15 protein-coding genes and 1 tRNA gene are annotated in these 21,518 nt (G+C 31.3%); 9 read left to right on the top strand and 7 right to left on the bottom strand.

The genetic code is table 11. The features are described 5' to 3' along the window. Positions 1–113: 113 nt before the first annotated feature. A complete protein-coding gene (locus RH82_RS12305) occupies positions 114–935 on the top strand; it encodes a universal stress protein (protein WP_034061138.1) in 822 nt (273 codons plus the stop codon). A gap of 110 nt (positions 936–1,045) precedes the next feature. On the opposite strand, the gene RH82_RS12300 is transcribed toward RH82_RS12305, so the two are convergent. Further along, positions 1,046–1,118, bottom strand: a tRNA-Gln gene (locus tag RH82_RS12300). Between the two features lie 209 nt (positions 1,119–1,327). Here RH82_RS12300 and RH82_RS12295 point away from each other — a divergent pair. Next, complete coding sequence (locus RH82_RS12295; protein WP_034061136.1) at positions 1,328–4,822, top strand: glycosyltransferase family 117 protein; 3,495 nt, start codon at positions 1,328–1,330, stop codon at positions 4,820–4,822. 2 nt (positions 4,823–4,824) lie between these two features. Beyond that, complete coding sequence (locus RH82_RS12290) at positions 4,825–5,487, top strand: polysaccharide deacetylase family protein (RefSeq protein WP_034061134.1); 663 nt, start codon at positions 4,825–4,827, stop codon at positions 5,485–5,487. Between the two features lie 19 nt (positions 5,488–5,506). Here RH82_RS12290 and RH82_RS12285 read toward each other — a convergent pair whose 3' ends face one another. Both RH82_RS12285 and RH82_RS12280 read right to left on the bottom strand, forming a co-directional pair. Beyond that, complete coding sequence (locus tag RH82_RS12285; RefSeq protein WP_034061132.1) at positions 5,507–5,803, bottom strand: thioredoxin family protein; 297 nt, start codon at positions 5,801–5,803, stop codon at positions 5,507–5,509. 86 nt (positions 5,804–5,889) lie between these two features. After that, positions 5,890–7,191: a metallophosphoesterase gene (locus RH82_RS12280; protein ID WP_034061130.1), complete on the bottom strand. Its 1,302-nt coding sequence runs from the start codon at positions 7,189–7,191 to the stop codon at positions 5,890–5,892. A gap of 191 nt (positions 7,192–7,382) precedes the next feature. Between RH82_RS12280 and RH82_RS12275 the strand changes: the two genes are divergently transcribed. The 6 genes from RH82_RS12275 to RH82_RS12250 all read left to right on the top strand — a co-directional run bounded on the left by RH82_RS12275 (position 7,383) and on the right by RH82_RS12250 (position 14,540). Next, positions 7,383–8,510 (top strand): helix-turn-helix domain-containing protein, encoded by a 1,128-nt coding sequence (locus RH82_RS12275; RefSeq protein WP_034061128.1) that lies wholly within the window; start codon positions 7,383–7,385, stop codon positions 8,508–8,510. Between the two features lie 216 nt (positions 8,511–8,726). Continuing rightward, entirely contained in the window at positions 8,727–9,302 is a 576-nt protein-coding gene (locus RH82_RS12270; protein ID WP_034061126.1) for a hypothetical protein, read from the top strand. A 115-nt stretch (positions 9,303–9,417) separates the two neighbouring features. Next, positions 9,418–10,035, top strand: a complete 618-nt coding sequence (locus tag RH82_RS12265) for a hypothetical protein (RefSeq protein WP_034061124.1) — start codon at positions 9,418–9,420, stop codon at positions 10,033–10,035. Between the two features lie 179 nt (positions 10,036–10,214). Continuing rightward, positions 10,215–10,835 carry a hypothetical protein gene (locus tag RH82_RS17885; protein ID WP_052158328.1) on the top strand — a complete coding sequence of 207 codons (621 nt, stop codon included), beginning with the start codon at positions 10,215–10,217 and terminating at the stop codon, positions 10,833–10,835. Positions 10,836–11,007: 172 nt separating this feature from the next. Next, positions 11,008–11,616, top strand: coding sequence for a hypothetical protein (locus RH82_RS12255; RefSeq protein ID WP_034061122.1), 609 nt, complete (start codon positions 11,008–11,010; stop codon positions 11,614–11,616). An 86-nt stretch (positions 11,617–11,702) separates the two neighbouring features. Continuing rightward, positions 11,703–14,540: a T9SS type A sorting domain-containing protein gene (locus RH82_RS12250; RefSeq protein ID WP_034061120.1), complete on the top strand. Its 2,838-nt coding sequence runs from the start codon at positions 11,703–11,705 to the stop codon at positions 14,538–14,540. 152 nt (positions 14,541–14,692) lie between these two features. On the opposite strand, the gene RH82_RS12245 is transcribed toward RH82_RS12250, so the two are convergent. The 4 genes from RH82_RS12245 to RH82_RS12230 form a co-directional block, all read right to left on the bottom strand. Next, on the bottom strand, positions 14,693–17,209 hold the full coding sequence (locus RH82_RS12245; protein ID WP_241148060.1) for a beta-mannosidase: 2,517 nt from the start codon (positions 17,207–17,209) through the stop codon (positions 14,693–14,695). Further along, complete coding sequence (locus tag RH82_RS12240) at positions 17,157–18,350, bottom strand: PNGase F N-terminal domain-containing protein (protein WP_034061118.1); 1,194 nt, start codon at positions 18,348–18,350, stop codon at positions 17,157–17,159. The genes RH82_RS12245 and RH82_RS12240 overlap by 53 nt, the downstream gene beginning before the upstream one ends. Further along, on the bottom strand, positions 18,351–19,073 hold the full coding sequence (locus RH82_RS12235) for a copper homeostasis protein CutC (protein WP_034061116.1): 723 nt from the start codon (positions 19,071–19,073) through the stop codon (positions 18,351–18,353). Positions 19,074–19,221: 148 nt separating this feature from the next. Beyond that, positions 19,222–21,504: a glycoside hydrolase family 20 protein gene (locus tag RH82_RS12230; protein ID WP_034061114.1), complete on the bottom strand. Its 2,283-nt coding sequence runs from the start codon at positions 21,502–21,504 to the stop codon at positions 19,222–19,224. Positions 21,505–21,518: the final 14 nt, after the last annotated feature.

The raw sequence follows: 21,518 nt of genomic DNA, 5'->3' as shown, positions 1-21,518 counted from the left end.
CTTACAACATAAAAAGACAAACCTTTCCCGTAAAATCTAGAAGTATTATAGTATTGATTTTTAGAAGTCCTTTTTTTTTATTAAATTGAAGTACTTCTTAAACATCATTAATTATGAAAAAAATTCTTGTCCCTACGGACTTTTCAAAAGAAGCCGAAAATGCTATAAAAGTAGCAGCTCAATTGTCTAAAAAACACAATTGCGAACTTATTTTATTACACATGCTAGATTTACCATTATCAAGTATTGGTAAAAATGCTCCAGCAGATTTACCAGAAGCTGTATACTTCATGAAATTAGCACACAAGCAGTTTGAAGGTGTTATGGCTAAAGACTATTTAACCGACATTACTGTAAGAGAAATGGTAGATTTCCATGATATTTCTACTGGAATTTTAGAAACTTGTAAGTCTCATGACATTGATTTAATCGTTATGGGATCTCATGGTTCTAGTGGTATTAAAGAAATGTTTATTGGCTCTAATGCTGAAAAAATTGTACGTACGTCTGAAAAGCCTGTTTTAGTAATTAAAAACGAGCATGACGATTTTAATATTGAAGAATTTGTTTTTGCATCCGACTTTGAAAATGACAATAGAGAAACGTTTAAACAAGCAACTAAACTAGCAGAAGCTTTTAATGCAAAAATTCATCTATTAATGGTAAATACCGTTTCTAACTTTAAAACAACAGCTCGTGCTAAAGTGAAAATTTCTGAGTTTATAGAAGGGACAAACTTTACAAACTACACGACAAACATATACAATGACGAAACTGTAGAGAAAGGAATTTTAAACTTTTCTCATATTCTAAACGCAGATCTTATAGGTATTAGCACACATGGAAGGCAAGGGATTTCGCATTTTTTAAATGGGAGTTTAAGTGAAGACCTTGTAAATCATGCAAAAAGACCAGTAATCACATTTAAGATTTAATACTGAAAACATAGTATTTTAAAAGGGGCTCTAAAACGGAGCCTTTTTTTCACGAGCAAACGTGTAAAACCAAAAAATCCCAACACATAAATGTATTAGGATTAATTTTGTTGGCCCACTAGGTCTCGAACCTAGACTCTTCAGTACCAAAAACTGACGTGTTACCAGTTACACCATAGGCCAATATTTTGTAACAGGATGCAAATCTATAACAAAGTTTTATTTGCACAAACATTTTGTGGTAAAAAAATTTATATTTTTTTACTTTTTTTTAGAAAACTCAGTCAGTTATATGAAAATGAGCTGTTTTAATAAAATCTGTTATGAAAATTTTATCATTCTCATTTGATATTTATTAGTAAATTCGCCATTAAAATAAACAAACTACGTGTATGAGGTCTTCAAACTTTAAAAAATGGAACACTATCTTAGGATGGTTCGCTTTTTTAATTGCTTTAATAACTTACAGTTTAACAGTTGAACCAACGGTTAGTTATTGGGATGCTGGTGAATATATTTTAACCTCTGCAAAACTACAGGTTGGACATCCACCAGGAGCACCTTTATTTCAAATGTTAGGTGCCTTTTTCTCAACCTTCGCTATGTCACCAGAAAACATTGGACTCATGCTTAATATGCTAAGTGCTGTTTCTAGTGCGTTTACTATTCTGTTTATGTTTTGGAGTATTTCATTGTTACTTCGAAAAATGACTGCTTCTGAAAAATTTACTGATGCTAAAGGCTATGCTATTTTAGGAAGTGCTTTAGTTGGAAGTTTAACGTTTGCTTTTACAGATTCTTTTTGGTTTAATGCTGTTGAAACAGAAGTTTATGCCATGGCGACCTTATTAATGTCTATTTTATTTTATTGCGCATTGCGTTGGGATTTCGACATGCATAATCCAAGAGGAAACCGTTGGCTAATTCTTATTGCTTTTATAATTGGGCTCTCATTTGGTGTTCACTTTATGGGATTATTAACGATTCCTGCCATAGGATTAATTTATTATTTTAAAAATTATAAAACCGTAACACTTAAGAATTTCATTATCGCAAACATAGTTTCGGTTGCTATTCTACTATTCATTTTTAAATTATTAGCTCCTAATATTCTAAGATTCTTCAGCCTATTGGAGATCTTCTTTGTAAACACTGTTGGTTTACCTTTTAATTCAGGATCTATAATCGCAGGCGTTCTATTGGTGGCTGCAATATATTTTAGTTTAAAATACACAAGAGAAAAAGGTTATAGACATATTAACACAGGTATTTTATGTCTAACATTTGTAGTTATTGGTTTCTCTTCTTGGCTAATGTTACCCATTAGAGCTAATGCTGGTGTAGTAATAAATGAAAACAATCCTTCTAGTGCTAGAGAGCTTTTGGCTTATTACAATTTAGAACAATACCCAAAAACACACTTGTTTTACGGACCATTATTTACAGACCAATATGCTGCTTTAAATAAAAACAAAAAAGATGCTTACAGAGATGACAAACCTAAATATGAAAAAGATTTAGAAAAAGGTGAATACGTAATTGTTAACGATTACAAGGATGCTGTACAAAATTACAATTACGATCATGCTGCTGTTTTACCAAGAATGTGGAGTGGTGAGCATGCAGAGAATTACATGATGTTTTCAGGTTTTTTAGATTATAATTTAAAAGATAAATTTAACATCGATCCGTTCACACAGAAAAAAATTGCTGCTTTTGTTGAAAAATACCAACAAAACGAATTAACAGAGAATGAGTATGACGAATTTATGGAGATTTATGGCGAAAAATTAAATGTTGCTCTAAGTCCAAGGGTTCAAAAAGATGTTGCTTTTATTAATCAGTTTAAAGGTGAAGTTGCCCGTGGAAATGTTGATTATGAAGGTTATCATAGGTTTTTAAAAGAATATGGTCAAGAGTATTTAGATATTGAAAAACCTTCTTTTTTAGCGACTACAACCTATTTATTTCAATACCAATTAGGTTATATGTATTGGCGTTATTTTATGTGGAATTTTTCAGGACGACAAGACGATATTCAAGGAGAATACAACAATCATGGAAACTGGATTAGTGGAATTAACTTTGTAGATGAAATGCATTTAGGTCAATCTCAAAATCATTTACCAAGTGATGTGAAAAATAATAAAGCCAGAAATACGTACTTTTTTCTTCCGCTTATATTAGGTATTATTGGGCTATTCTTCTTATTTAATAAAGACAAAAAAACGTTTTGGGTGCTGTTGGTATTCTTCCTTTTTACAGGAATCGCAATTCAAGTATACACTAACGTAAGACCTTTTGAGCCTCGTGAACGTGATTATTCTGTGGTTGGGTCGTTTTATGTGTTTGCTATTTGGATAGGCTTTAGTGTCTATGGTATGTATGAGTTCTTTAAAGATAAAGTAAAAAGTTCGGCTTTACCTCTGGCAATTACCGGAGTTTGCTTACTTATTGCGCCATTAATTTTAGCAGTAAATAATTGGGATGACCATGACAGATCTGGAAAATATACAGCCTTATCTATGGCTAAAAAATATCTAGATTCTTGTGGTGAAAATGCAATTCTATTCTCTATCGGAGATAACGATACGTTTGCGCTATGGTATGCTCAAGAAATTGAAAACTATAGAACAGATGTTCGTGTTGTAAACACCAGCTTATTCCAAACCGATTGGTATATAGACCAGATGAAACGAAAGGCTTACGAGAGTGATCCTGTACCTTCGCAATTAACACATGATCAGTATAAATATGGTACGCGAGATTATATCATGAAACGCACATATTATGTAGATCCAAAAACGGAAGAAGCTAAGCCTACTTTTAGTAGAGATACTTTAATGATTAAAGAGTTCATGGATTTTGTTTCTAGTGATAATCCTAAGACTAAGTTTAAGCGTATTATCCAATTACAAGGTGAAAAAACAGATCAATACCCTTCACAATTATTAAACACAAATTATTTTCCAGTAGAAAATATTCGTATTCCTGTCAATAAAGCTAATGCTATTAAATATGGTATTGTTAAGGAAAAAGATGCCGATGCTATGGTTGATTATATAGATATAAAAATTAAAGAAAGCGCGATTTACAAGCAACGTTTATTAATGCTAGACATTGTTGCTAATAACGATTGGAAACGCCCTATTTACTTTACTGGTGGTGCTTTTGGAGAAGATGATTACATCTGGATGAAAGACTACCTGCAGTTGGATGGTATGTGCTACAAACTCGTACCAATAAAAACACCTACAGATCGTGCAAATCCTTTTGATATGGGTCGCGTAGACAGTGAATTTATGTACGACAAAGTTAAAGCTTGGGATTGGGGAAATAGTGGTAGTGATGACATTTACCACGATCCAGAAACACGAAAGAATTCTATAACTTACAGAGGGAATCTAGCACGTTTAATGGAGAAACTAATTCAAGAAAACAAACTTGATAAAGCAGAAAACATTGCAGACATTGCAATGGAAAATATGCCTGTAGATAAATTTGGTTATTATACTTTATTAGAACCTTACGTAAGTGGTTATTACGAAGTAGGGTCGCAAGACAAAGCAAGACAATTGTTTCAAGATGTTGCAGTAAAATATCAAGAAAATTTAACATACTACAGCGAACTGACTCTTGATAATCAACTTAAAAACGGACAAGAAATTGTTACAGATTTAGAACGTTACAGAGCCTTAATAATCGTTTTAGTAGAATATGATGAAGACTTTGCTGAAAAAGAATTCTTAAATTTTAATAATTACGAAAAACTATTTAGTAGACTCTTCCCAGAAGACGATAGTCCACAATTAAGGGAAGAACGCGATATTGATAGAGATAGTAGCATCCCTAATATCGAACCCATTGAGGTTGAAACAGAAGAATAAACATGCCATTTATTCCTGCTAAAATACCACCATTTATAAAACGAATATTCCCAAACTATGTTTGGGATTTTTCGTCTAAAGACAAAATTTTATATCTAACATTCGATGATGGTCCAACACCAGAAATTACTCAATGGACTCTAAACACACTTAAACAATACAATGCAAAGGCCACCTTTTTTTGCATTGGAAATAATGTGGCTAAACATCCAGAAATCTTTCAGGCTATTTTAAAAGAAGGTCATAGTTTTGGAAACCATACTCATGATCATATTAAAGGCTGGAAAACTTCAACTAAAAACTATCTAGAGAACATAAGAAAAGCGCAAGGAATTATTCATTCTGAAATCAAAAATCAAGAATCACCGATCAACAATCTTTATAGACCTCCTTTTGGACAATTGAAGAATAGTCAAGGTAAAGCTTTAATACATTTAGGCTACAAAATAATTATGTGGAGTGTTATTGCTTTCGATTGGGAACATAAAATCTCTAAAGAGCAATGCTTAAAAAATGTAATTAGTAAAGCATCTGCAAAAAACAATATAGTAGTCTTTCATGATAGCGTAAAGGCATCTAGAAATATGATGTATGCACTGCCAAAAGTATTGGACTATTTTAGTAAAAAAGGCTATACTTTTAAAGCAATTACTAATGCATTATAAAGTAATTCATTTGGTATATTTAAACAAAGTCTTGAACAATAGCTATTAAAGTATTAGCATCTTGCTCTCCACTTTGTCGCCATTTCATTTCACCATCTTTATAAATAATTAAAGTTGGTAAACTTTTTACACGCAAAGCTTCCGATAATTCTTTGTTTTTATCTACATCAATCTTAATCACTCTAGCTTTATCGCCAAGTGCAGCTGCAACATCACGAAGTATAGGATGCATAGCTGTAGATTTTTCATTCCACTCTGTAAAAAAATCTAGTAAAACTGGGATTTTTACATCGATTAATTCTCCGAATTTTGACATTTCTTAAAGTATTAGTTTAAAATGATAACTGTAAATCTACAATTTTTTAACAACTTATAGATTTATCTATTTAATTTAATAGCATATTAAGCAACTTTCGTTCCTTTTTTTAGTGTAATCACTGTAATTTCTGGCCAAATACCAATGCGACCAGGAAAAGCCAAGTACCCAAAACCTCTATTTACGTGTAAAAACTTTCCTGCTACTTCGTAGAGTCCGGCCCATTTTGGGTAACGGTATTTTACTGGACTCCATTTAATACCTAAAGATGGCACTTCGATGCCAAATTGCATTCCATGCGTGTGACCTGCTAAAGTTAAATGAATATGTTTCTCGAAATCAATAACATTTGTTTCGTTTGTAACTAAATCATGACTATTTCTGTCTTTTTTATTAAGTTCCATTTCAGCATAATCAAAATGTGACGGATCATGAGACATAAGGATATTAAAATCGTTTTCTCCAATAGACTTTGTGGCTTCTTTTAGGCTTCCGCGTTTTGGAAAATGTCTCGACGCTCCCCAATTTTCAACACCAAGAATATTAATAGCTTGTCCGTTGCGTTCTATTTTACGCTTGTCATTCAGTATTAGGTCGAAACCTAGTCTTTTATGAACGACTTCTAGTTGACGCTGATTTTCTTCGTTTAAAGCTTTATCATTGCCGTAGGCATAATATCCATAATCATGATTTCCCATGACTGCAAATTTGCCATCTTTAGCCTTTAATTTTCCAAAGGTATCAATCCAGCTATTCATCTCTTCAGCTTTAGTATTTACTAAATCTCCCGTAAATAAAATAGCATCACTTTCTTGTTCGTTAATTAAATCTATTCCGTAAGAAATTTTCTCTTTACTCTCCAAACTTCCAGAATGAATATCGCTAATTTGAGTAATGGTGTACCCGTCGAATGCTTCCGGTAAATCTTCAAAATAAAGGACATGCTTTATAACTTTATAATTATATTTTCCTTGAAAAATACCATAGATAAATGAAGCAAAGGGAATGGCCGCCATACCCAAAGCAATTTTAGAAACAAATCCGCGCCTACTTGTTGAGTAGGGACTATTTTCAGGGCTGGAATTCGATAATTTATTAATTATAGCCAAAACTGCTCGCACAATATCTTCGCCAAACATAAACAACAATAAGATAAGCTTTGGCACAAAAAGTCCAAATAAATAGGCTAGAGCATAACCATGACTAATTGTAAATCTATCTGATCTAGAAAAACTAGAATAATGATAAATTAGATTACCAAGTACAAAAAGACTTGCTAGCCAATAAATAGCGTAAAACCAATAACTTTTAGTAATTGTTTTTACCGTTTGAAAAGCATAAAAGTCTAATACTAGTAAAATTATGGAGATTATTATCCAACGCAACATAGAGTAATTTTTTTTGCTGTAAAGATATTCATTGTTAAAGCGAGTTATCTTAGTAATTTGTTAAACGTTTTAATTTTTAAATGGTTAAACTGAAAAATCGAAATTAGAATTTATTCTCTTATCAGAATTATCTTTCCTTTTTTATTATAGAACTATTAATTACATTTATAAACGCTAACAATCATAAAACTATGCTTGAAAATATCTTTAATATTATATTATTAACAGGAGCTGTACATGGATTTCTTTTTAATAGCATAACATTAATGTATCACCCTAAAAAGAAAATTAGTAAAGCGATTCTATTTTTAAATCTTTTAGTACTAAGTATTTCACTTAACAATATACAAGCTTGGCTAATAAGTAATGATTATTCCTCTTCTTGGTTTTTTATTAAGAATTTAGAAGTGCCTTGGTATGTTTTTATTGTACCTGCTTTTTACAGTTTTCTTATCCATTTTTTATTAGTTGAAAAAAAATACAAAAACTATATCAAATTAATAATATACTTGTTTTTTATAGAAATTATTCTTCGTTTAATACTTATAAGTCTATGTTACAACACTAAAATTGAAATAAATATAATCACCTCATATACTAGAATTGAAGAGGCAGTAAATGCACTATTTTCGTTTTACATTTTTTACCGTTGTTATAAAATAATCTTTAAAGAGCAATTCAATTATAAATATGCACTTTCATTTAATGACAATAAGTGGTTGAAACAATTTATTATATTAGGTAGTTTAGTATTATTGTTTTGGTTATTGGCTATTCTATCTAACATATTTATAGATATTCCACAATTTAACATGTATTCACTATTAAGAATTGGAAGTTCTTTAGTATTATATTGGATAGGTTATCAAGGGTTTATACGCTATAATGTAATGACAGATAGAATAAGGCTTAGAAAAGATATTCTTGAAAAGAAAAATACTAAGCCTCCTAAAATTAAAAATAAAATCGTTGATTCCCAATCTAGATTTTTTAATGAGATTTGTGAACATATTGAAAACAATGCGTTGTTTTTAAATGAAAACTTGTGCCTTGAAGATCTCTCTATAGAGTTAAATATTAGCGCAAGTCATTTATCTAAGGTGATTAATACTCATAAAAATTTAAATTTCACGAACCTTATTAATGAATATAGAGTGAATTATGCCAAATCATTATTAATAAATTCAACTTATAGTAATTATACGATAACTGCTATTGGGTTAGAAAGTGGCTTCAATTCTAAGTCCACCTTTTATAGTGCGTTTAAGAAATTCACAAACAAAACTCCTTCTCAATATAGGTCTAATAACACCATGTAATACGCATAAATTTGTCCAGATAATGGCACTATGCTTTTTATAGGATAACTTATGGTAGAAAAATATTGATATTTAAATTCACTTAAATATTCAATTATGAAACGAGCATATTCAAAAATCTTATCGCCAAAGGAAATAATTAATAGCGAACAATATGTGTCCATTAAAAAAAATAAATAGAGACACATAAAAACTAGATTTTTTATTCTCCTATTCTTGCTCTCTTTTTATTCTTACTCTCAAGAAACCAAGAATAAGCTACAGTTTAATAGTATTGATATTTCCCCTATTAATATTTATTTTGACAATAGCAACAGTGGTATTGCCGTTAGCATTGCATTAAGTCTTAAAAAGAATAAACATATTTATAAAGCTTTTGCTTTATCTGGAAGCGAATTTAATATTTCTGTACTTGGACCATCTACAACTAAGGTTTTTCGAGAATTCGATATCTTTTATGGTAAAGAATTTAAAGATAAAAAATGGTTGTATCTCGATGTTTTTGGTGGCTTGGGCTATTTTTCTCAAACCATAACGACACCAGAAATAATACCTGGTTCCGGAACTAGTAGTGGTGGTTTTCTTTCTTTTACTTCTTATGACTATAATTACATTAAAGATAAGAATAATACTATTGGCTTAGTATTGCAAAGTAATATTCGCTTTAAAACAGGAAAGCGATTTTCTTTAGGGTTTCAATTTCATACTAATATAAATAGTATAAATACAATTTACAGTATTGGTATTTTATTACAATGGAAACTTGGAAGTAAATCAAGATTAGAATACTAATTTTTTGTATTTCATAAACTTAAAATCTATCCCAATTTCAGCATTATGCCATTTTCTGGACACATAAAACCAATTAATTATTGAACTTTAAACTAACATTTTAAAATACATGATTATGAAAACAAAAATTCTAATTACAACAACACTCATTTTACTTTTACTATTTGGTTGTAGTAAAGATGATGAAAACAACGCATTTATACCATCACTTCCTGAAGCAACACAAACTGGTAAAAATACTTTTGGTTGTTATATTGATGGTGTATTACTCACACCAAGAAATGGAGAAGGAGCAAATGGATTTCCTGATACTGGAATGAGTTTTTCTGCTCTAGGCGATGCACCAGATTACATTTACAACGAAATTAATATTAGAGATTTTAAAAGTGGCACTGGTGGACAAATGGACATACACATTATAGATTTGCATGCTAATGGAGAAGGATCTTTTATAATAAATGAAAGTAATTGTGAAGATAATGTAGATGCTAACAACAATATAAATATTCGATGCAGACTTTTAGATAAACAAACAAATACTTATAATTGGTATTGTTCTATAGAAAATGGTGGCACTTTAACCATTACACGGTATGATTTTGACAACGGAATAATTTCAGGAACATTTAATTGCACTGTTCAAAATTATGATAACCCAGAAGATAGTATAGAAATTACACAAGGAAGGTTTGATATAAATAGAACATCAGTTAATTTAACCTCTTATCCATAAAAAAATAGGTGCCGCTCTAACGACACCTAAATATTAATTACAAAACAATCACTTAACAATCGTTTCACTTTAACATTTAAAATTATGAAAAAACATGTCCTAATTTTAGCATTTTGCTTAATTCATGACATCTAAAATAAAGCAAACCAATAATTTTAAACAAATTAAAATAGCTAATTATGAAAACAACAAAAACATTAATTACAACAACTCGTATTTTACTTCTACTATTTGGTTGTAGTAAAGATGACGACAACAACGCTTTTACACCAACATTACCAGAAGCAACTCAAACTGGAAAGAACACTTTTGGGTGTTATATTGATGGAATGTTGCTAACTCCAAGAGATGGAACAGGATCTACTTTAGGCTCTGACTATGGAATGTTATTTTTTGTAGGGCCAGAAAATTCACCATATAATGAATTACGCGTTAGAGATTATAAAAGTGGTAATGGTGGACTTTTACAATTACATTTTAATGCTCTAGAAGATAATGGAGAAGGCAATTTCATTATTAATGAAAGTAATTGCGAAAATGGTATTGATGCTAACCCAAATATAAATATCCGTTGTAGGATGTGGGATGACAATTTGCAAGTTTTTAAATGGTATTGCTCTATTGAAAATGGAGGCACGATTAATATTACATACTTCGATTTAGAAAATAGAATAGTCTCTGGCACTTTTAGTTGTTCTGCTCAAAACAGAGATGACCCAGAAGATATAATAGAAATTACTCAAGGAAGATTTGACATTAATAGATCTACATTATCAAATACAACCTTTCAAAAAACATAGGTGTTGCGCGAACAACACCTACTATTAATTATAAAACAATCACTAAACAACTGTTTCACCTTTAACACTTTAAAATTATGAAAAAACATGTCCTAATTTTAGCATTTTGCTTAATTCAGGACATCTAAAATAAAGCAAACCACTAATTTTAAACAAATTAAAATAGCTAATTATGAAATCAACAAAAACATTAATTACAACAATACTCATTTTACTACTACTATTTGGTTGTAGTAAAGATGACGACAACAACACATTTACACCAACACTGCCAGAAGCAACGCAAACAGGAGAAAATACTTTTGGGTGTTATATTGATGGTGTATTATTAACACCAAGAGATGGTTCAGGTACTTTTAATTCATCAGATAGAGGAATGAAAATTTTTTCTTTCCCTCCAGATAGGTTATACAATGAAATAATTATTAATGATTACGCAAGTGAAAAAACCGGAAAAATCGTTTTGCATATTCTTGATTTAGAAAATACACAAGTGAGTAATTATATTGTAAACGAGAGTAATTGTCAAGACAATGTAGATAGTCCATTAACTACAAACATATTCTGTAGAGTATATGACCATTCTGAAAACATTTATAAAAACTATTGTTCTTATGAGAATTCTGGTAATATAACAATTAGTAGATATGATAATGGGATTATATCAGGTATATTCAATGCACGATTAAAAAATATTAATAATAATGAAGACGAAATTGAGATAACGGAAGGGCGCTTTGACATAAATGGTAATACTCTTTCAGAGACTATTTTCCCATAAAAAACATAGGTGTTGCGCTAACAACACCTACTATTAATTATAAAACAATCACTAAACAACTGTTTCACTTTTAACACTTTAAAATTATGAAAAAAACATTAACTATCCTCGCCTTTTTAGTATTTAACATTTTTAGTTATGCTCAAAATACTAACAAAATACCAGAACCTAATATAGATAGTATGCTGGTAAATATTAATAAAACAGCTTTAACATCTTCCTTTTTATACGATAGAGTAACACAACTTGCCAACTTAACACAATTTAACAAAAGCAACAACACCGCTACAATTGGCTATTTTGAGCAAGCAATTCAAGAATTATTTAATGCCTCTAACCACACTAAATTTAAATCTTTAGAAAATGTGCGTAAACATTATAAAATACACAATCGCTTAAATAAAGTTGAAATAGGCATTATAAATGTGCAATTTCAAAGCTTAAATATTAATAATAAAGATAAAAATGAAGATGCACTAAAAGTAGAAAACCAGATGTATAGTAAAATTAACGGTAAACCTATTTTTAAAAATAATGATGTTTTAATTTTAGCACCTTTAAAACAATATGCTGTTGGAGAAACTATTAATTATAGTTTAAATCCAAACCTATGGTTTGAAGACTCTAACAACCCTATTAAATCTATAGCCATAAATTTTGATACAGGAAAAGTATATAATTATACCAAAATAGATACCACAACAAAAATTAGTTTTCCAATTACGTATCTGGAATCTGGATACAAAACATTAACGTTTAAAGTAAACTTTAAAGATGGTACTACTAAAACTACTTATGGAAAACTACATGTAAAATTGCCTAAAACTAGTATGCAAAGAATGAATGAAGGAGCAATATTAGATACCATACACAACTCAACACTATCTTTTCCAAATTATAACGAAACTACACCAATTGCTGGAAAGTTAGAATACAGTATTTATTATCATACTTTAAACAATGAGAGCGAACAACGTATTTTGTTAAAACCTATTGTAATTATAGATGGTTTCGATCCATTAGATAGAAGAAAAATACAAGATGACGACTCACCTTTGCCAGATGGAGATCACACATCATTAGAGGAGTTTATGACTTATAAAGATGGAGTTTTTGATACACCAATAATTCCATTACTTAGAAACCTTGGCTACGATGTTATTTTAGTAAACCAACCTACCCATTATAAAAATGTAAATGGAGTTATAAAAACCATAGATGGTGGCGCAGATTATATAGAGCGTAATGCGTTAGCGCATGTTTCCCTTTATAGCCACCTTAACGCAACACTATTTGCAAATAATAGTAGCGAAGAGTTGGTAATTGTTGGCCCAAGTATGGGTGGACAAATAAGCCGTTATGCCTTAGCATATATGGAAAAAAACAATATAGACCATAATACTCGATTATGGGTAAGTATAGATAGCCCACATTTGGGTGCTAATATCCCAATGGGCATACAATCTATGATAGATTTATTGGCTGGTTTTGGTGGTAGTGCCGCTGCTCAAGATTTTTACTTTGACCAATTAAAATCTACTGCTGCAAAACAACAAGTTATTAGTCAACACAAAACTGGGCAGTCTTCAGATTATTTAAATGGCGGCTCACCATTTTTTCAACAATATTATAATAATTTAAATACAAATGGATTGCCAGGTTCTAACGGTTACCCACAAAATTTAAGAAGAATAGCTATTGTAAATGGCTCGATAACTGGTAAGCATTTAGGAACTGCAGGAGAAGAAGATTTTAGAATACATGGTTTTGCAGATGGCTTTTTAAATAATGTAGACATTAAAGTCGCAGAAATGAATACTAATTATATGCCAACTACTGGAGGCACAAAACAAGTTGCAAGATTGTGGAGACTAGGTAAACCTACCCGAACAGCAACGTACACAAACAATAGTATTTATGGAAGTTTAGATGTATTACCTGGTGGTTATTTTAATAGTGAAAATCAAATTCATGCCTCTGTTATGGGTGCCTCTCCAGATATATATAGTTTTAATAATGGTATAAGTTTTGGTAATTTAATAGCTCAAGCTTATGGCTTTCAATTACTAGGCATAACAGGAGATCATTTTGAATCTAGAACCAATAAAAAAATACATACATTTATCCCAACAGTAAGCGCACTAGGTTTTACTAATCCAGAATTTAATTGGGGAGAATATATAGACTCTAATTTATTATGCAGTGACGATATTCCTTTCGATAGTTTTTATGCTCCAAAAATTAACGAGCAACACACCTCTTTTACAGAAGAAAGTGTTAATTGGCTTCTAGCAGAGCTTGCAGGAAACCCACAACCAATAAATGGTTCTCCAAACTCCACTAGTGAGTTTTTAACTGGACCAAGTACTTTAAACGAATGCCAAACCAGACAATACATTGCTCCTTTTGTACATAAAGTAAATAATTATGTGTGGACATTATCTGGAGATAATAGTGGCTATTGCGATTGGGAAATTGTAAGCGGTCAAGGTAATAGAATTGTAACTATTAGAGCTGGTAAAGGTTTTGGCGTATTAACTTGCAGGCCTCAAAACAGTTGCGGAACAGGAACTTTATTCTATAAAAATTTACATGGTAATGAAGTAGATGAAGACGATTGTGGCCCACAATTAAGAATAAGCCCAAACCCAAATAAAGGAGAAGATATTTCTATAGTTCTTAAATTACCACCTAACGATCCTTGTAATCAATTTAGAAATAATAATGAAAAAATAGATTTTACAAAGTACAAAGGTGATAATTTATGGATTTACGACTTTTATGGTAATCTTATTTATAAAAGTTTAGAAATTAAAAATGAAACGATTATAAATAATAACCTAATTTCTAAAACAGGCATATATTTAATAAAGAGACTAGATCAATATGGAAAAACACATATAGGCAAACTTATTAAAGAATAACTAAGTTCATTAAAACTCAAAAGACCAGTAAATAAAAATTTTACTGGTCTTTTTTTATGAACTCGTTTAAACTTTTTGAATTAAAACACGAACAATCCAACGCAACATAAAGTAATTTTTTTTACTGCAAAGATATTCATTGTTAAAGTGAGTTATCTTAGTAATTTGTTAAACGTTTTTATTTTTAAATGGTTAAGTTGAAGTGCTTCAGTCTTAAACTGAATTATTCTAGTTTCATTTGGCAGCATATCGAAAAAATTAGTGCTAAAATGACCTTTTTCATTTGAATATAAAAACACGTCTTTTTGAAGCACTTTTGAAGATAATTCGATAGAAAAGCCATCTTCAGTTTTTATTATTTTTCTTTCAATCTCTCCTTGCTCAAGTTTTAAGTCTTTAGGACTTACAAAATAATCTAATGTTGTTTTTCCATTAAATGTTGTAATTACAACGGCTTCTTTTTTATTAAATTCTAATCCTCTATAATTTATTCTATATTCTCTTTTACTGGACAGTTTAGGTGATTCAATATCTTTATTAATGGCCCAAATAGAGTCTCCATTAAAATTTCTAATTTCAACCTTTATGTTTCCTTTAGCCGTCTCTAAAAGATCATTAACAACAAAAACTTCAATAATATTTCCTTTAATTGTATTAGACACCAAAACATTTTCAAAACTCTCTTTCACTTTATAATGTAAGGCTTTCCAATTGCCAAAATAATCGATACTCGACCAAGAGGTTACTGGCCAACAATCGTTTAATTGCCAATACAAGGTTCCCATATTGTAAGGGCGTGCACGACGTTGCGCTTCTATACCCATGGTAATGCCATGTGCTTGTAATAATTGACTCACGTATACATAATCTTCATCATTATCTGGCACTGGAAAATCGCGTACCATATAATTTTTTATTATTGAAAATCCACGCGCATGTTTTTGATGTGTTGAATACGCCTTTGATGAAATCGAAATACTATCATTCCCATTTATATATTTTATAGCCTCATAACTTGGGAAAGATTGAAAACCAAATTCGCTCATAAAACGTGGCACGTTATCCTGTAAATGCTCAAAAGGATATTCGTCGTGCCAAATCCACCAATCGTGTGCATCGCCTTCTGTCTTATATTTTGGATTTCCTCGACCATAACTTGGCGAACTTTCCCAATAATCTGTATCTGTATTTTTATAAACTATTTCAGGTAAAATAGTATCGAATAATTTTAAATAGTTATTCCATATTTCTGTTTTCTCATCTTCACTTCTATCACTTTGCCAGCCCCAACGCTTCCAGCCTTCACTACTTTCATTATTACCACACCATAATGCAATACTAGCATGACTTCGCAAACGTTTTACTTGTTGTTCTGCTTCAATTTTTACATTGTCTAAAAACGCATCGTCTCCAGGATACATAGCACAAGCAAACATAAAGTCTTGCCAAACAAGGATTCCTTTTTCGTCGCATAAATCGTAGAAAATATCGTTTTCATAGATTCCTCCGCCCCAAACGCGAAGCATGTTCATATTAGCATCTACTACATCACTTAATAGTTTTTCGTAATCTTTATTTTTAACTTGGTTTTGAAAACTGTTTTGCGGGATGTAGTTTGCGCCTTTGGCGTACACTGGCACTTCGTTCACTTTAAAATAGAAGGATTTACCTATACTGTCTTTTTCCGTAACCAATTCTATTGTTCTCAAACCTTTTTTAACGCTGATACTATCTAGAATTTGATCACCATTTTTAACGACTACCTTAATATCGTATAAATAAGGTTCGCCTAAATTGTGTGGCCACCATAGTTTTGGGTTTTTGATCTTAAATGGGACATAACCATAAGGTAACAGTTTTTCATGTTCTGTGAATATTCTCACCAATGAATCATTAACGAAAGCCTCATAGGTTAAACCTAAATCGATTTTAGTGTTAGCATCAATTGAAATATCTAAAAATGCTATATCACTTTTTAATTGTTGTTGATTAACAACAATACTATTAATCTTATAATCATCCCAAGCTACCAAGGCAATAGGTTTCGATATTCCAGAAGTCACAAATTTTGGCGCCCAATCCCAACCATAAGTAAATTGTGCCTTTCTAGTAAAAACACGATTCCCTTCTGGCAATTGATAAGTCAATTTTGCTTTCGCTTTGTCTTCAGAAATATTAGTGTGCTCAAAAATGATTCTTAATTCATTTTTGGCCTTTAAAATTGATTTCACGTCCACTTTGTAACTTCGGAAAGCGTTATCACTTTTTAAAATCAAGCTGTCGTTTAAATAAACAGAGGAATAAGTGTCTAAACCATTAAAATTGAGTTCTAAATTTTTTCGTTCAAGCGTCTTTCCTTCTACTTTAAAATAGGTTTTGTATTCCCAATCTTCGTTAGATATCCATTGTAAATCGTCTTCATTATTAGCAACAAAGGGATCTTCAATTTTATTGTTTTTAAATAAATCCATATGGACTTCACCTGGAACTTCAGCAGGAAGCCAATGCGCATCTTTTACATTTTTAAACGTCCAGTTTTCTGAAATTTCAACAGATATTGGAGTACTTTCCTTTTTGCAAGAGAAACAAATACATAGTATTAATAAGAGTACAATTCTATTCATTATCATAAACAATATAAGCAGAAACCATCCAGTAATTATTTTCATTTTCTGTACCAACTTGCGCTTCCGGAATGGCAATTTTAAGGCTGTGCTTTCCTTTTTGCAAATCGCCTAAATTGATAATTTCAGGCAACACTTGACTGCCAGGACACCAATTTGATCGTGATAAATCTGAAGATGCTATCATATCTTCAGATTTATCATTTTCCATAAATTCACTAGCTTTCCATGTGCCAGAAGTTGGATTAAAACGTCTAAAACTTGCGCAATCATCTCGCCAAGGAATCCATGTTTTAATGTTTTCGCCATCAAGATAAAGCTGATGTTCTTTCTTTACAAATTCATCACCTTCTGCATGACCGCCATGACCTGTAGTAATAAAATGAAGTTTTGCGTTTTTGTAGGTTTTATTTGCATTAAAATCGACTTCAAGAGGTTGCTTCGAAAAATCGTCATACATTTTTTGACCATTAGTATATCTTGAAGTATTAACCAATGAAATAACCGTTTGAGGTTTCTTTTCATGATTTAAGATTTCACTTTCATCAAAATCTAGATCTACAGAAATAGTATAGCCTTCTTTAGTCCAAACATCTATAAAAACACCAATATAAACGGCATCTTCTAGTAGTGGTAATAATTGCGTAATGTCTTGAGACCATTTTACTTCATTTTCCCAATGTGGAATGTATGGCGGTTTTCTATCTTTTACGTGTTCATCTTCTGTAAAATGCCCAACGCCAAAAGGTGTCATAAAACGAATAAGTTCTACGTTAGGCTCGTACTTTAAACTATCAATAGACTTAACTGCTCGATAGGTTTCATTAAGGCTGAAAATATCGAAATCACCAGATTCAAAATCCAATAGCGTTAAGTCTGCCGTTTTAGGGATAATAAACAAAGAACCGCTTTTGTCCCAAGGGTCTCCATTAGAAGTAAGTGTAGCATTTACTGTAACTTTAGCTTGCTTATTATAGTTTGGTAGTTTCACTTTTTTTACAATAATTCTGCCAGTATCTAATCGCAAAATAGAATCGTTTAGCTTTTTAGAACCGTCTTTAAAAGCCATATCAAAATAGATATTTGTGCTACTAAACACCTCAATTTTTGTATCTCCAATAGATTTTATTTCCTTTTTACAAGCGGTAAAAAAAACTAGGGCTAAAAGACAAAATTTAATCTTCATTTACTTTATGTTTTTGAGTAGTTTATTTATTTTTTCGAAACTAGAAACTGCAATATGTGTTTCGCTATACTGTTTTTGACTATGCATTGAAATGTTTGGTATAGCATTCACTTTTTCAAGTGTTGTTAATGAAGCATGAATTTCGGTAAAACCCTCTTTTTTAAATAGTGTTGCATTTTCTACTGAAACGCCTCCTCCAGGAAGAATAATGATTTCATTTTTAGCTTTGTCCCTCAAAATTTTTAAAATTTCTAAGCCTTTTTCTGCAGAATTATTTTGTCCTGATGTTAATATCCTATCCGCTCCAAGAGTAATGAGTTGCTGTAGAGCTTGTTCCGGATTTGGAGTCCAATCGAATGCACGATGAAACGTAAATTGCATTGGCTTTGAGAGTTCTATTAATGCTTTAGTTCTTTCAATATCTATTGTATTGTCTTTATTTAGAACACCAGAAACAACACCTGAAAAACCTAAGTTTTTACAAAGAACGATATTGGTTTTCATGATTTCAAACTCCGCTTTAGAATAGGTAAAATTCCCACTTCGAGGACGAATTAAAACAAACGTTTCAATAGACAGGTTTTCGGTAACTTGTTTAAGCAAACCGTAATTTGGTGTAATGCCGCCAATGGCTAATTCGCTACATAATTCTATACGCTGCGCTCCAGCTTCTTGCGCATTTTTTGCAGAGTGATATGAGTTGGCACAGATTTCTAGTTTCATGATTTTACTATTATTATTGTCAGTTCGAGTAAAATAATTATCGAGTGCAACGAAGATAATTATTTTGTATCGAGAACTATTTTAACCTTGAATGCTTATCGATACAATTTTTTGTATCTCAAAAATCACTCTAAGAGATAATCTTAATTTACTTTACTATTATCTCATCAATAAACGTCCAAGCTTTATGTCCTGCACCTTGTTTACCTTCTGGAATGATACCAAAATTTGGGATTTTAAGGGTTATATATCTAGTATTGACTTCTTTCTCTAATCTTATATTAACTAACATTTCATCAGAATTTAATAATACTGCACTTGGTATTCTATCATTTACATCGAACCAAAATTCAACTTTCTTTGGCGCATAAATCCACTGTCCATTTCCATTATGAAATCTAGTTTTAATAGATTTAACATTGGTTTTCTCTCCTAAATCTATAGTAATCTCTAAATCTTCACCAGAAAACCCTAACCATTCTTTATCTCCATAACGAGAATTAGATCCTTTTATACCATTAATTAATCCGTTTGCTCCACTTCCAGGATAAGATGAATTTAGTGCTTTATTTATTGTAATCTGTTTCCCAACCGCTTTGTGCAAGTTAATTTTTTGAGAAAACGTTTTTCCTAATTTCTCATTGTTATGAAACACGCTTGCTTTAATAGTGACCTTATTGGTAATTGGAATAGCAGTATTATAAATATCAGATTTTAGTGTTGGTTCTGAACCATCCAAGGTATAACGAATGATTTTTCCTTTAGAAACAGTTTTCATTTTATAAAATATGTTGGTTTCTTTTGAAACGACTTCGCCTTCAATTTCATACAAATGGTTGGCATAATTAATATCTAAAACATCCAATCGTTTATGAAAATTCTCAACTCTAGACACAAAATTATTGTAGTTCTTATTTTCAGGATTAGACCAAACAACTTCGCTTAATGCCAGAATTCGTGGAAACACCATGTACTCTACTTTCTGTGATGTAGGCATGTATTCTGTCCATACATTGCCTTGAGCTCCAAGCACATATTTAGCTTCTTCTTGAGTTAATTCTTCTGGAATTGGATTGAGACTATACACTTTTTCTAATGGCAAGAATCCACCAATAGCAAGAGGTTCTTCTTCATTTTCAGATTGGTAATGGTCAAAATAACAATGAGAACCAGGAGTTAAAATAACATTGTGATGTTGTTTTGCTGCTTCTATTGCTCCATTAAAACCACGCCAAGACATTACTGTAGCATTTGGTGCTAAACCGCCTTCTAGAATTTCGTCCCAACCAATAATTTGTCTACCCTTACTATTAAGATACTTTTCTACTCGAGAAATAAAATAACTTTGGAGTTCGTGTTCGTCTTTTAGTCCTTCGTCTTTAATTCTTTTTTGACATTTTCCGCAACTCTTCCACCTTGTTTTTGGAGCTTCATCTCCTCCAATATGAATATACTCACTTGGAAACAACTCCATAACCTCATCTAAAACATCTTCAATAAAATTAAACGTTTCGTCTTTTGAACAATAGATAGCTTCAAAAACACCTCCTTTTTGAGCTACTTTTACTTGTTCTCCTGTGCAACCTAATTCTGGATAGGCTGCAATTGCGGCTTGAGAATGTCCTGGCATTTCTATTTCTGGAATAATCGTTACATTGCGATTATTAGCGTACTTCACTATCTCCTTAATTTGTTCTTGCGTATAGAAACCGCCATATCGTTTTCCATCAAAGAGTTGTGGTTGCGTATTATAATGCCCTATTAATGTTTCGTCTCTAAAAGCTGCAACTTCTGTAAGTCTTGGATATTTTTTAATTTCTATTCTCCAGCCTTGATCTTCGGTTAAATGCCAATGAAACGTATTCATTTTTAACATAGCAAGAGCATCAATATACTTCTTTATAAAATCGGTAGAAAAGAGATGTCTTCCAACATCTAAATGCATGCCTCGATATTTAAATTGTGGTTCGTCTTCTATTTTTAAACATTGTATTGCGAATTGCTTTTCGGTGGCGTTTCCAATTTCTAAAGATTCTGGCAACAATTGTCTTAGCGATTGCACTGCATAAAAAGCACCTTGATCTGTTTTTGCTGAAATTTTTATTGTTTCAGTTGAAATATCGAGCGTATACCCTTCAGTATTAAGTATCGTTTCATCTTTTATAAACTGAATAGTATTTATGTTGACCTCAGCTTCAGAAGCTTTCAAATTGAAATCAGACAGGTATTCAGTTAAAAAACGAGTAGATATTTTAAAGGACTCATTACTTACTATCTGCGTTTCGGAAGAAAATATAAATTCACCTTCAAGAATAGTTTCACTTAAAGGCATAGGAATAATTTGTGGAACCACTGCTTCTACGCGATTATTCGTACAACTAAACGTTATACATAGTAAAAGAAAAAGACTTAAGCGTTTTGCGAATTTCATTTTAGTATATTAGA

Source organism: Lacinutrix jangbogonensis (genome assembly GCF_000797445.1).
GTDB classification, from domain to species: Bacteria; Bacteroidota; Bacteroidia; order Flavobacteriales; family Flavobacteriaceae; genus Lacinutrix; species Lacinutrix jangbogonensis.
The sequence above is the reverse complement of the archived record's forward strand: the minus strand, read 5'-3'. Positions and strand labels throughout refer to the sequence as shown.